Here is a 12,139-nt window from a genome sequence, read left to right on the forward strand (position 1 = left end):
GAAGGCAATGAGACGACGGAGGTTGGCCCCGCCGTCTCATCTTCACGACTTTAACAGCCGTCTCGGGAGGAAAGTATCAAAAGACAGCGTCGGCGCGGTAATACTTGCCGACATTGTCCTTCGTGATAACGTCAGGCGTCGTCAGGTTGAGCTTCGGGAAGTTGTCCGGCAGTTCGCCTTTCACGGCCTTGAGGCCGATATCGACGGCCGTACGGGCCACGAGATCCGGATCGTTGAGGCCGGTCGCGCCGTACTTGCCTTCCTTGATCAGGGCGTACGCTTCCTTCTGGCCGTCAGCGGCGGCGAGCGCCAGCACGTCGGTCTTGCCCTGGGCTTCGAGCGCCTTCATCGCGCCGAGCACCATGGAGTCGTTCTCACCGAGCACAACGTTGGCGTCGGGATGCGCGGTCAGCAGGTCTTCCATGGCAGCGAGGCCGCCTTCATGGGCCCAACCGCCCCAACCCTGGCCGACGACTTCGAAGCTGACCTTGCCTTCATTGACCAACTGGCCTTCGACGAGGCCCTTGAAGACGCCGAGGCGACGATCGCGGCCGACTTCATTGCCCTTGTCGCCGGAGAGAAGAATAATCTTCATCGGCTTGCCCTGCATCGTCTTGGCAAGCCACTGGCCGACAAGGTAGCCGTTCTGGTCGTTCGACGAACGGACCTGGGTGACGACGTTGGCTTTCGTGTTGATCGAGGAATCCATCACCACGACCTTGACCCCGGCGGCGGAGGCGGCATCGGCAGCGGCCACGAGGCCTTCCGGATCACGCGGATTGAGGATCAAGAGGTTGACGCCCTTGGCGACCATGTCTTCGACGTCGGCGATCTGCTTGGCCATGTCGTTCTGGCCATCGGCGCTGGTGACTTCGCAACCGGCTTTCTTGGCCTGGTCTTCGGCGGCAGCAACCTGAGCGGCGAAATAGGGAGCGCCGAGCGTGTACATCGCAATGCCGACCTTGCAATCGGCAGCCTGTGCGGCACCGAACGTACCGACACTCATGACGGCAGCCAGCACGCATCCTGATAGGGTAATTTTCATGGGGTTTCTCCTCCGATTTCCATGACGTGGAAGCAATGCGGCCTCCTTTTTGTAGTTAAAATACATTTCTGGAATGCCGTCAAGCGATTATTTTCTCCCATTTTTGATTTGCTTGCACAATAGTGACGCATATTGCGTTGCAATGCAGTCGTTTTGCGCTGCAGCAGGCGAATCGGATCAGATTAGTGCGTTCGGTCGCTTGCGTATCAATCTCAAATATGTAGTATAACTACCGATAACGAATTGCAGGAGAATAGCAATGGCTTTGTTCGAGCCGGGCATCGGATATGTCGACATCGCAGCCGGACAGCTGAAAGGCGCCACCAATCGCTATGTAAAAACATATCGAGATCTCGATGGGCTCTACGAGGACGCCGAGGCATTCGCCGCCGTTCTCGCCGAGCGCGGCGATGCGGTCGCCTATGAAGTCACCGACTACAAGCCGTCGGCAAACGCGGGCGACATCATCATCGGCGTCACCCGCATGGAGCCCGGCAAGGTGGGCGACGAATATTACATGACGCGCGGGCATATCCATGCGCGACCGAACCGGCCGGAAATGTATTACGGCGAAAGCGGGCTCGGCGTCATGCTGCTCGAAAGCCCGGCGGGCGATATCCGCACGGTCGAGATCGGCCCGAAGACGATGTGCTACGTGCCGCCGTTCTGGATCCACCGCTCGGTCAATGTCGGCCATGAACCGCTGGTCATGACCTTCGCCTATCCCGCCGATTCCGGCCAGGATTACGACATCATCGCCAAGGCCGGCGGCATGAAGAGCCGCATCGTCGATGATGGCAAGGGCGGCTGGAAGGCGATCGGCAACAAGGCCTATACGCCCCGGCCGCAGGCGCTGGTTGACAGCATCATGACCAAGCTCGATTGATCGGGACGGGGGAGAACCACGATGACCGATTATATCAAGGCGACCCGGCCGACGCTCTATTTCATCGGCGTGACGACCGGCAAAAGCTCGATCATGAAGGTGTTTCCAGCCTGGGCCAATCATCTCGGGTTGAAAGATGCTGACATCAAGGGCATCGATTTCCCCTTGCATGCCGAGCCCGAGGCCTATCGCAAGGCCGTCGCCTTCATCCGCGACGATCCGATGTCGCTCGGTGCGCTGGTGACCACCCACAAGATCGACCTGTTCAACGCCTGCAGGGACATGTTCGACGAGATCGATCCGCATGCGCGGCTGATGGACGAGACGAGCTGCATTTCCAAGCGCGACGGCAAGCTGGTTTGCCACGCCAAGGACCCGATTTCGTCGGGCCTTGCCATGGATGCCTTCCTTCCCGATGGCTATTTTGAGCGCATCGGCGCCGAGCTTTTCTCGATCGGCGCGGGTGGTTCGACCATCGCGCTGACATGGCACATGATGCATAAGCGTCGCGCAGGCGACCGGCCGTCGCGCATCGTCGTCTCCAATCGTAGCCAGCACCGTATCGACGAGATCAAGCGCATTCATGATGCGATGGGCAGGACCGTGCCGGTCGACTATGTGCTGGCGCCACAAGCTGCCGATAACGACGCGATCGTGGCCGGGTTGAAGGCGAGGTCGGTGGTGATCAATGCCACCGGCCTCGGCAAGGACGCACCTGGCTCGCCGTTGACGGATGCTGTCGTGTTTCCCGAAAACGGTGTCGTCTGGGATCTCAACTATCGCGGCGAACTGATCTTTCTCGATCAGGCGCGCGCACAGGAGAAGGCCAGAAATCTCCAGATCGAGGATGGCTGGGTCTATTTCATTCACGGCTGGACGCAGGTGATAGCTGAAGTCTTCCATATCGACATTCCGCCGAGCGGACCGGGATTCGACGCGATCTCGAAGATCGCGCTCGACGTGACGAAAGGCTGAACCATGGGTCACAAAGTGCTCGTCACGCCGCGCTCGCTGACCGAGGCGCCGCATCCGGCGGTCGAGGAGATGGCCCGCCATGGCGTCGAGATCGTCTATGCGACGCCGGGGAAATTGCCGGACGAAGCGGAATTGCTGAGGCTGGTGCCCGATATCACGGGCTGGCTGGCCGGGGTGGAGCCTGTATCACCAAAGGTCATCGCTGCGGCGTCCCGGCTTCGCGTCGTCAGCCGCAACGGCACCGGCCTCGACAACCTGCCGCTCAGCGAGTTGAAATCGCGCGGCATCGCGGTTCGTACCGCCGATGGCGCCAATGCGCGGGGCGTGGCGGAACTCGCCATCGCCATGATCTTCTCGGCCATGCGCCATCTGCCCTACACCGACCAGGGCCTCAAGACCGGCGGCTGGCCGCGCAGGCGCGGCATCGAGTTCTTCGGCCGCACGATCGGCATTATCGGTTGCGGCGCGGTCGGCGGGACGGTTGCGCGGCTGGCGGCGGCGATGGGCGCCCATGTCATGGCCTTCGATCCCGCCCGTCCCGATCTCGGCATCGATCCGGCGCGCTTCCGCTGGGCGACGCACGCGGAGATTTTCCGCGAGGCGGATATCCTGACGCTGCATTGCCCGCCGAACCGGGACGGCGCGCTAGTCGATCGCGATATGCTCGCGACGGTGAAGCCGGGCCTTATCCTGGTCAACACCGCCCGTGCCTCGCTGGTGGATGAGGCGGCGCTGATCGAGGCGCTCGATGCCAAGCAATTGCAAACCTATTGCGTCGATGTGTTCGATCCTGAGCCGCCCCTCTTTCCCGGCCTTGCCTCGCGACCTGACGTGATCGCGAGTTCGCATATCGGCGGCTATACCGAGGAGAGCGTCAACCGCGCGACCGAGATGGCGGTCTTCAACCTGATGGAATCGCTCGGCCTGAAACAACACGCGCTAACGGCGTGATGCCATGGTGACGTTGCGGACGATCCCCTTTGACGAACGGTTGGCGGGCAAGCTAGCTAAGGGTCCGGGCGATGGTGTGTCGCTCCACTGGCTCGGACAGGCGGGCTTCGTGATTGATGCACATGGCCGACGTATCGTCATCGATCCCTATCTCTCGGATTCGCTCGCCGTCAAATATCGCGATACTGCTTTTTCGCATCAGAGGATGGCCTCTGCACCGCTGACAGCGGATCAGCTCGGGCCGGTCGATCTTGTTTTCTGCACGCATCATCACACCGATCATATGGATGGCGAGACGCTGAATTTGCTGGCGAGCCGTCTGCCCAGACTGAATTTCGTAGTGCCCGCCGCCTCGCACGAGCTTGCCCAGCAGCGGATCGGTGTCGATGCCGGCCGGTTGATCGAGGTCGATGCGGGCGACCGCAAGAGGATCGGAAATCTCGAACTCCATGTCATGCGCGCCGCGCACGAAACCGTGGAACGGGACGACAATGGAAGACACCGCTTCCTCGGCTACGGGCTGGGCTTCGGCAATGTGAGAATCTTCCACTCGGGCGATACGATCTCATTCGATGGGCAGGACAAGGAGATCAAGGCCTTTGCGCCCGATCTGGCATTGCTGCCGGTGAATGGCCGCTCGGAGATACTGAGAACATCCGGTTTCGCAGGAAACATGACGCTTGCCGAGGCGATTGCGCTTTGCGATCGCTGCGGCATCGGCGCGATGATCGCCCATCACTACGGGATGTTCGCATTCAACACGATTACGCCCGATGAGATCGACAACGCGGCGGAGCAAGCACCCGTCACGCTTCATCGCGCCCGATACGGCATCGAGTTTCGTCTTGACGATGCGTAGCCCACGGTGGCAGGAAATCTCACATGGCATTTGAAGAGATATCCAGCCGCGGCACCGGGCAGAACATCCTCGAAATCGTGCGGCAGGCGCTGCCTGATCTCCGCAAGTCCGAGCGCAAGGTTGCCAACCGCGTGCTCGAGGATCCGAGTCGTATCCTGAACGCCGCGCTGGCGGAAGCGGCAGCACTTTCCGATGTCAGCGAGCCGACGGTGATCCGTTTCTGCGTGGCGATCGGCTGCAGCGGCTACCAGGAATTCAAGCTCCGGCTCGCCCACAGCCTGGCGCTCGGCACGACCGCGACGCATTCGGTGCTTTCGAAGGATGACAGCACGGCCGAACTGGTCGAGAAGATCTTCGGCTATACGATGACCAGCCTCGACTGGGCGCGCAGCCATCTCGATACCAAGGCGCTGGGCGAAGCGATCGCGCTGCTCAGCGAGGCCCGCAGCATAGAATTCTTTGGCCTCGGCGCCTCGGGCATCGTGGCGCTCGATGCGCAGCAGAAGTTTCCGCTGTTCGGCGTGCCCTGCGGCGCGCAGGCCGACACGCACCAGCAACTGATGACTGCTTCGATGATGCGGCCCGGCGATGTCGCGGTGATCTTCTCCAATACCGGCCACACGATCGCGATGATCGAAGTGGCGAAGGAAGCGCAAGCCGGCGGCGCCAAGGTGATCGCGGTTTCCGGATCGCGCTCGCCGCTGCTCGATCATTGCGACGTGGCGATCCTGGTCGAGACGCTCGATAATACCGACATTTACACGCCGACGATCTCGCGTATCGCAGCCCTCGTCGTCGTCGATATCCTCTGTTCGGCCGTCGGTCTGCGCCGCGATGCCGAACACGGCCAGCGCTTCGAGAACATGAAGCAATTGCTGCGCAACCAGCGCATCAATGGGCCGACAAAGACCACCTGATCTTACGCGGCTAATATCCCGATCCTGCTGAAATCGCATCCCGGTTGCGAGCGGATACCCGACTCTTTCCCCGAGTTGGTTGACAAGGATCGATTCGTGAGAAATGCTAAGATGTCAGACCAATTTAAAGCCGCTCGATTGAAGAAGCGGCGTCGACAGGGGAAATCGCCGGATGACGGCAGATGTAAACGGCAGGCCGCAATTCGTGCCATTGCCGCCGCTCGACAGGGCGGCGCAGGTCATCGACGCGCTCGCCACCTATATCGACAGCGCCAGCCTGAAGGCCGGCGACCGGTTGCCGGCCGAGCGCGAACTGATGTCGGCGCTCGCCGTCGGCCGCTCGACCATCCGCGAGGTCATCCGTCATTTCCAGGCGCTCGGCGTCATGGAAACCCGCAAGGGCAGCGGCACCTACCTGCTCAAGCCCGTTTCGCTCGCCACGATCCACATGCCGTTGTCACTCAATGCGACGCATCTGCGCGATGTGCTGCTCCAGACACTGGAAGTGCGGCGCGGCATCGAATGCGAGGCCGGCATGGTCGCCGCGCGCCGGCGCACGGCACAGGACCTCGTCATGATCGAGGAAAAGCTCAACGAGATGGAGCGGGTGCATATCGCCAAGGGCACGTCCGGCCCCGAAGATCTAGCCTTCCATCTCGCCATTTACGACGCCACCCACAATCCGCTGTTCGCGCAATTGCTGGAACAGATGCGTGGTGCGTTCGAGCGATTCTGGACCCATCCCTTCGACCGGGTGGATTTCGCAAGACGCTCGTTCCCGTTTCACCGCACGCTGTTCAACGCGATCGCCGCCCAGGATACCGAGGCCGCGCGGCGCGAGACGCTCAAGATTCTCGACGTGGTCGAGGAAGATATCAAGGAAATGTCGAAATGAATGACGGGCTGGATCCGTTCGAATTTGCCTCGCTCACCGTCGCGCATGACGAGGGCAACTATGCGGAGGCCGTGGTACCGCCGATCTTCCAGACGTCGCTCTTCACCTTCTCCGATTACGACGACATGATTTCCTCCTATCGCGGCGAGAAGGTGCGGCCGATCTATACGCGCGGCCTGAACCCGACCGTCCGGATGTTCGAGGAGATGCTGGCCAAGCTCGAAAGCGCGGAGGATGCACTCGGCTTTGCCAGTGGCATGGCAGCGATTTCATCCACGGTTCTGAGCTTCGTCGAGCCGGGTGATCGCATCGTTGCGGTCCGCCACGTCTATCCCGATGCCTTCCGCCTGTTCGGCACCATTCTCAAGAAGCTCAAGGTCGAAGTGACCTATGTCGATGGCCGCGACGAGGAAGAAGTTGCCAGGGCACTGCCCGGTGCCAAGCTGTTTTACATGGAAAGCCCGACAAGCTGGGTGATGGAAGCCCATGATGTCGGCGCGCTTGCGGCACTCGCCAAGCGGCACGGCCTGATCACCATGATCGACAACAGCTGGGCAAGCCCGATCTTCCAGCAGCCGATCAAGCTGGGTGTCGATCTGGTGCTACATTCGGCCTCGAAATATCTCGGCGGCCACAGCGACGTCGTTTCGGGCGTCGTCGCGGGCTCGAAGGAGTTGATCGGCCGCATCAAGGCCGAGGCCTATCCCTATCTCGGCGCCAAGATGTCGCCGTTCGATGCGTGGCTGCTCATTCGCGGCCTGCGGACTCTGCCGATCCGCATGAAAGCACACGAAGCCTCCGGCATGGAGATCGCACGGCGGCTGCAGGATCATGCGCTGGTCGAGCAGGTCTGCCATCCGGGCCTCGCCAATCGCCTGCCGCCGGGATTGAACGGCACTTCGGGCCTGTTCTCTTTCATTTTCCGCGAAGGCGTCGATATCCGTGCCTTCGCCGATCACCTCTCGCTCTTCAAGCTGGGTGTCAGCTGGGGCGGACATGAAAGCCTGATCGTACCGGGCGAGGTCGTGCTTCAGCAGAAGGCACAGCCGAATTCCGCGCATGCCTTTGGCATCAATGCGCGGTCCGTACGCCTCCATGTCGGCCTCGAGGGAACAGAGGCGCTATGGAGCGATATCGAGGCGGCAATGGCTGCCGCGACCTGACTTAGTGAAACCTAAGAACCGAAACTGGGAGAAACGGACATGAAAAGACTGATTACCGCGGCACTCTTCGCCACCATGATGGCGGGAACGGCGCTTGCCGACACCACGCTGAAACTGGTGGAAGTGATCACCAGCCCAGAGCGCACCGAAACGCTGAAATCGATCGTCGCCAAGTTCGAGACGGCCAATCCCGGCACCAAGGTCGAGATCATCTCGCTGCCGTGGGGCGAAGCCTTCCAGAAGTTCGCCACCATGGTCTCCGCCGGCGACACGCCCGACGTGATGGAAATGCCGGATACCTGGCTATCGCTCTATGCCAATAACGGCATGCTCGAAAGCCTCGAGCCCTATCTCGAAAAGTGGGAGCATACCGGCGACCTGACCCCGCGTGCGCTGGACCTCGGCCGCGACGTCAAGGATACGGCCTATATGTTGCCATACGGCTTCTATCTTCGTGCGATGTTCTACAACAAGAAGCTTCTCGCCGAGGCAGGCGTGAAGGAGCCGCCGAAGACACTCGAGGAATTCACCGCAGCTTCCGCGGCGATCTCCAAGCTGCCGGGCAAATACGGCTACTGCATGCGCGGCGGCCCGGGTGGTCTCAACGGCTGGATGATCTTCGCTGCCTCGATGGCAGGCGACAACACTTATTTCAAGGAAGACGGCACGTCGACCATGAACAGCGAAGGCTGGGTCAAGGGTTTCGAGTGGATGGTCGACCTATACAAGAAGGGCTATGCGCCGAAGGACAGTATCAATTGGGGCTTCAACGAGATCGTCGCCGGCTTCTATTCCGGGACCTGCGCCTTCCTCGATCAGGATCCGGACGCGCTGATCGCCATTGCAGAACGCATGAACAAGGATGATTTCGGCGTCATGCCGCTGCCGAAGGGCCCGGATGGCAAGTCCTATCCGACCATCGGTTATGCGGGCTGGTCGATGTTCTCGACCACCAAGGACAAGGATCTCTCCTGGAAGCTGATCGCCACCCTCGAAGGCCCGGAAGGCAATATCGAGTGGAACAAGCGCGTCGGCGCGTTGCCGGCGCTCAAATCCGCCGAGAAGGATCCCTTCTATGCTGGTGACCAGTTCAAGGGCTGGTTCGAGGAACTGGCCGATCCGAACACGGTGCCGACCGTGATGCCGACCTACCTCGAAGAATTCGCCTTCTTCAAGGATTCGCTGGCGATCAAGACCTCGCAGCAGGCTCTCCTTGGCGAAATCTCGCCGAAGGATCTCGCCGACCAGTGGGCCGATTACCTGACCAAGGCCCAGCAGAAACATCTCGCCAAGAAGTAAGCAGGGCGAGATCGGCGGCGGGCGGCTGGGGTAGCCGGCCGCCGCCATAATATGTGAGAGAACCCCTCATCCGGCCTTCGACCACCTTCTCCCCAAGGGGAAAAGCGGAAGCAAGACGTACCGCCCCACGAGAGGGTCACCCTTGGAGCCAGCGGATCGCGTGGCGAGCGGGAATGGCTTGGTTACCTCTTCTCCCCTTGGGGAGAAGGTGGCCCGAAGGGCCGGATGAGGGGTTCCCCTAGACGAGGCCCACGGCGATTCGACAACGCAGCAAAGACAGATCAATGACGGAACCACTTCGCTGATGACAATTTCTGCCGACATGATCGACGAACGCCGCGACCGCAAGCCGTGGCTGAAGCGCCTGGCCGACGGTTCGACGCCCTATCTCTATAGCGCGCCGTCACTGATCCTGATCGCCGGGGTCATGCTGGTGCCGCTGGTTATCGGCATTTCCTATGCCTTCCGCGATATCGTGCTGCTCAATCCCTTCTCGGGCGGCTTTATAGGGCTCGATCATTTCCGGACACTGTCCAAGGACGCTTCATTCTATGGCGCTCTGAAGAACACGCTCTGGTGGACCGGCGCTTCCGTCCTCCTGCAATTCATCTTCGGGCTGATCCTTGCGCTGCTGCTCGACAAGCCGTTTCATGGCCGGGGCGTGGTCCAGGCTCTGGTCTTCCTGCCTTGGGCCGTGCCGAGCTTTCTCGCCGGCCTCAACTGGGCATGGCTGTTCAATCCTGTTATCGGGCCTATTCCGCACTGGCTCTATGCGATGGGCCTGATGAACGAGCCGGGCAATATCCTGTCCGACCCGCATTATGCGATGTGGGGACCGATCATCGCGAATGTCTGGTGGGGCATTCCCTTCTTCGCCATCACGCTGCTGGCCGCACTGCAGGCGATCCCGCGCGACCTCTACGAGGCGGCTTCGATCGATGGCGCCGGCTGGTTCCAGCGGTTCCGCTCGATCACGCTGCCGTTCCTGGCGCCGACGATCGCCATCACCGTGCTCCTCCGCACCGTATGGGTCTCGAACTTCGCCGACCTGATCGTGGTGATGACATCCGGTGGTCCTGCCGACCGGACGCAGATCGTCGCGAGCTATATTTTCACCCAGGCCTTCCGGGCGCTCGATTTCGGCTATGCCTCGGCGATCGCGCTGGTGCTGCTGGTGCTGCTGCTCGCCTATTCGATGCTGATCATCCTGCTCCGCCAGATGCTGTTGAAGGATTGAGACCATGAGATCAGGCAGCATAATTCCTACCATTGCGCACCGACTGGCGATCCTCGTCTATATCGTCTTCGCGCTTTTTCCGCTGTTCTGGCTGCTCAAGGTATCGGTGACGCCGAACAAGCTGCTCTATAGCGAGGGCGTGCGGATGTGGCCGTCCGAGATGACCTGGGAGCATTATTCCTTCGTGCTGCGGCACAGTGCTTTTCCGACCTTCTTCAAGAACAGCCTGATCGTCTCGGCATCGACGGCGGTTGCCGTGACGGTCTGCGCGTCACTCTCCGGCTATGCACTGTCCCGCTTCTCCTTCCGCGCCAAATACTGGATCGTGGCGCTGATGCTGCTGACCCAGATGTTCCCGCTGGTCATGCTGGTGGCGCCGATCTTCAAGATCCTGTCGCCGCTCGGGCTGACCAACAGCCTGACCGGTCTCGTCATCGTCTACACCGCATTCAACGTGCCCTTCGCGACCTTTCTGATGCAGTCCTTCTTCGACGGCATTCCGCGCGATCTCGAAGAGGCGGCAATGATCGACGGCGCCACGCAATTCGTTGCCTTCCGCCAAATCATCCTGCCGCTGACGCTGCCTGGCATCGCCGCGACACTGGGCTTCGTCTTCACGGCAGCGTGGAGTGAATTGCTCTTCGCCCTGATGTTGATCAACGGCAACGACGCCGCGACCTTCCCTGTCGGCCTGCTCACCTTCGTGTCGAAATTCTCGGTCGATTTCGGGCAGATGATGGCGGCGGGGGTCATGGCGCTCATTCCGGCCGGCCTCTTCTTCCTGCTCATCCAGCGCTATCTCGTCCAAGGCCTCACGGCCGGCGCCGTGAAAGGTTAACCCATGGCTTCCATCAACATCCAGAACGTCCAGAAGTCTTTCGGCAAAGTGCATGTCCTGCACGGCGTCGATCTCGATATCAGGGACGGCGAATTCATCGTGCTGGTCGGGCCTTCGGGCTGCGGCAAGTCGACGCTGCTCAGGATTATCGCGGGGCTCGAAGAGCTCAGCGGCGGCGATATCAGCATCGACGGCCGTCGGGTCAACGATCTCGCGCCGAAGGACCGCGACATTGCGATGGTGTTCCAGTCCTACGCGCTTTATCCGCATATGAATGTCGCAAACAACATGAGCTACAGCTTGAGGCTGAGGAAACAGGCGAAGGAAAAGATCGCTGCCGCCGTTGCCGCCGCCTCCACAAAGCTCGGGCTCGATCCGTTGCTGGAGCGCCGGCCGAAGGCACTGTCCGGCGGCCAGCGCCAGCGCGTCGCCATGGGTCGCGCCATCGTGCGACAGCCAAAAGCCTTCCTGTTCGACGAACCGCTATCCAATCTCGACGCGCGACTACGCGAACAGATGCGCGCCGAGATCAAAAAACTGCATGCCGACCTCAAGGCGACATCGATCTACGTGACCCACGACCAGATCGAAGCGATGACACTGGCCGACCGGATCGTCGCCATGCATGGCGGCGTGGTGCAGCAGGTCGGCACGCCGCTCGATCTCTACGATCGGCCGGCCAATCTGTTCGTCGCCGGCTTCATCGGCTCGCCGGGGATGAATTTCCTCGAAGCGCAATGCGTGTTCTCGGGCGAGCAAGCGACGATCCGGCTTGCGGACGGCACCGCTCTTCCGGTGCGAACCAACAACGGCATCGAACCGAATGCGCAGGTGACGCTTGGCGTGCGGCCCGAACATGTCACGGTCGTCCAAGAAGGGGGGATGACGGCAAGTGTCGAACTCATGGAGCCGACGGGTTTCGGCATCATCGTACATGCCTCGTTGCACGGCCTGCCGTTCAAGCTGTTCACGCTCGATCGCGCCATGCTCGCCGCTGGCCCAAAGATCCAGGTCGCCTTCCCGCCCCAGCATCTGCATATCTTCGATGCCGAGGGGCGCAGGATCGATTGAACG

At 61.0% G+C, this 12,139-nt stretch carries 12 protein-coding genes; 11 read left to right on the forward strand and 1 reads right to left on the reverse strand.

Annotation, left to right across the window (positions count from 1 at the left end; genetic code table 11):
- Nucleotides 1-76: 76 nt before the first annotated feature.
- Entirely contained in the window at nucleotides 77-1,045 is a 969-nt protein-coding gene (locus ACSQ26_RS22830) for a sugar ABC transporter substrate-binding protein (RefSeq protein ID WP_436012953.1), read from the reverse strand.
- A 259-nt stretch (nucleotides 1,046-1,304) separates the two neighbouring features.
- On the opposite strand from ACSQ26_RS22830, the gene ACSQ26_RS22835 reads away from it, so the two are divergent.
- The 11 genes from ACSQ26_RS22835 (at nucleotide 1,305) to ACSQ26_RS22885 (ending at nucleotide 12,136) form a co-directional block, all read left to right on the forward strand.
- On the forward strand, nucleotides 1,305-1,931 hold the full coding sequence (locus ACSQ26_RS22835; RefSeq protein WP_436012955.1) for a glucose-6-phosphate isomerase: 627 nt from the start codon (nucleotides 1,305-1,307) through the stop codon (nucleotides 1,929-1,931).
- Between the two features lie 21 nt (nucleotides 1,932-1,952).
- A complete protein-coding gene (locus ACSQ26_RS22840; RefSeq protein WP_436012957.1) occupies nucleotides 1,953-2,906 on the forward strand; it encodes a shikimate dehydrogenase family protein in 954 nt (317 codons plus the stop codon).
- A gap of 3 nt (nucleotides 2,907-2,909) precedes the next feature.
- Complete coding sequence (locus tag ACSQ26_RS22845) at nucleotides 2,910-3,857, forward strand: NAD(P)-dependent oxidoreductase (RefSeq protein ID WP_436012959.1); 948 nt, start codon at nucleotides 2,910-2,912, stop codon at nucleotides 3,855-3,857.
- 4 nt (nucleotides 3,858-3,861) lie between these two features.
- Nucleotides 3,862-4,716 carry an MBL fold metallo-hydrolase gene (locus tag ACSQ26_RS22850; protein WP_436012961.1) on the forward strand — a complete coding sequence of 285 codons (855 nt, stop codon included), beginning with the start codon at nucleotides 3,862-3,864 and terminating at the stop codon, nucleotides 4,714-4,716.
- 23 nt (nucleotides 4,717-4,739) lie between these two features.
- Nucleotides 4,740-5,633 carry an SIS domain-containing protein gene (locus tag ACSQ26_RS22855; protein WP_436012963.1) on the forward strand — a complete coding sequence of 298 codons (894 nt, stop codon included), beginning with the start codon at nucleotides 4,740-4,742 and terminating at the stop codon, nucleotides 5,631-5,633.
- 172 nt (nucleotides 5,634-5,805) lie between these two features.
- Nucleotides 5,806-6,528 (forward strand): FadR/GntR family transcriptional regulator, encoded by a 723-nt coding sequence (locus tag ACSQ26_RS22860; RefSeq protein WP_436012965.1) that lies wholly within the window; start codon nucleotides 5,806-5,808, stop codon nucleotides 6,526-6,528.
- Nucleotides 6,525-7,691, forward strand: coding sequence for a PLP-dependent transferase (locus ACSQ26_RS22865; RefSeq protein ID WP_436012967.1), 1,167 nt, complete (start codon nucleotides 6,525-6,527; stop codon nucleotides 7,689-7,691). Before ACSQ26_RS22860 ends, ACSQ26_RS22865 begins: the two co-directional genes overlap by 4 nt.
- A gap of 39 nt (nucleotides 7,692-7,730) precedes the next feature.
- On the forward strand, nucleotides 7,731-8,990 hold the full coding sequence (locus ACSQ26_RS22870; protein ID WP_436012969.1) for an ABC transporter substrate-binding protein: 1,260 nt from the start codon (nucleotides 7,731-7,733) through the stop codon (nucleotides 8,988-8,990).
- A gap of 304 nt (nucleotides 8,991-9,294) precedes the next feature.
- Nucleotides 9,295-10,227 (forward strand): carbohydrate ABC transporter permease, encoded by a 933-nt coding sequence (locus ACSQ26_RS22875; RefSeq protein ID WP_436012971.1) that lies wholly within the window; start codon nucleotides 9,295-9,297, stop codon nucleotides 10,225-10,227.
- Between the two features lie 4 nt (nucleotides 10,228-10,231).
- A complete protein-coding gene (locus ACSQ26_RS22880; protein ID WP_436012973.1) occupies nucleotides 10,232-11,065 on the forward strand; it encodes a carbohydrate ABC transporter permease in 834 nt (277 codons plus the stop codon).
- Nucleotides 11,066-11,068: 3 nt separating this feature from the next.
- Nucleotides 11,069-12,136, forward strand: a complete 1,068-nt coding sequence (locus tag ACSQ26_RS22885) for an ABC transporter ATP-binding protein (RefSeq protein WP_436012975.1) — start codon at nucleotides 11,069-11,071, stop codon at nucleotides 12,134-12,136.
- The last annotated feature ends 3 nt before the right edge of the window (nucleotides 12,137-12,139 follow it).

This window comes from Rhizobium sp. LjRoot254, from assembly GCF_964254105.1.
GTDB lineage: Bacteria > Pseudomonadota > Alphaproteobacteria > Rhizobiales > Rhizobiaceae > Rhizobium_E.

Coding starts and splice junctions, on each gene's coding strand:
- ACSQ26_RS22830 (WP_436012953.1), bottom strand. CDS start 1,045: ATGAAAATTACCCTATCAGGATGCGTGCTGGCTGCCGTCATGAGTGTC.
- ACSQ26_RS22835 (WP_436012955.1), top strand. CDS start 1,305: ATGGCTTTGTTCGAGCCGGGCATCGGATATGTCGACATCGCAGCCGGA.
- ACSQ26_RS22840 (WP_436012957.1), top strand. CDS start 1,953: ATGACCGATTATATCAAGGCGACCCGGCCGACGCTCTATTTCATCGGC.
- ACSQ26_RS22845 (WP_436012959.1), top strand. CDS start 2,910: ATGGGTCACAAAGTGCTCGTCACGCCGCGCTCGCTGACCGAGGCGCCG.
- ACSQ26_RS22850 (WP_436012961.1), top strand. CDS start 3,862: ATGGTGACGTTGCGGACGATCCCCTTTGACGAACGGTTGGCGGGCAAG.
- ACSQ26_RS22855 (WP_436012963.1), top strand. CDS start 4,740: ATGGCATTTGAAGAGATATCCAGCCGCGGCACCGGGCAGAACATCCTC.
- ACSQ26_RS22860 (WP_436012965.1), top strand. CDS start 5,806: ATGACGGCAGATGTAAACGGCAGGCCGCAATTCGTGCCATTGCCGCCG.
- ACSQ26_RS22865 (WP_436012967.1), top strand. CDS start 6,525: ATGAATGACGGGCTGGATCCGTTCGAATTTGCCTCGCTCACCGTCGCG.
- ACSQ26_RS22870 (WP_436012969.1), top strand. CDS start 7,731: ATGAAAAGACTGATTACCGCGGCACTCTTCGCCACCATGATGGCGGGA.
- ACSQ26_RS22875 (WP_436012971.1), top strand. CDS start 9,295: ATGACAATTTCTGCCGACATGATCGACGAACGCCGCGACCGCAAGCCG.
- ACSQ26_RS22880 (WP_436012973.1), top strand. CDS start 10,232: ATGAGATCAGGCAGCATAATTCCTACCATTGCGCACCGACTGGCGATC.
- ACSQ26_RS22885 (WP_436012975.1), top strand. CDS start 11,069: ATGGCTTCCATCAACATCCAGAACGTCCAGAAGTCTTTCGGCAAAGTG.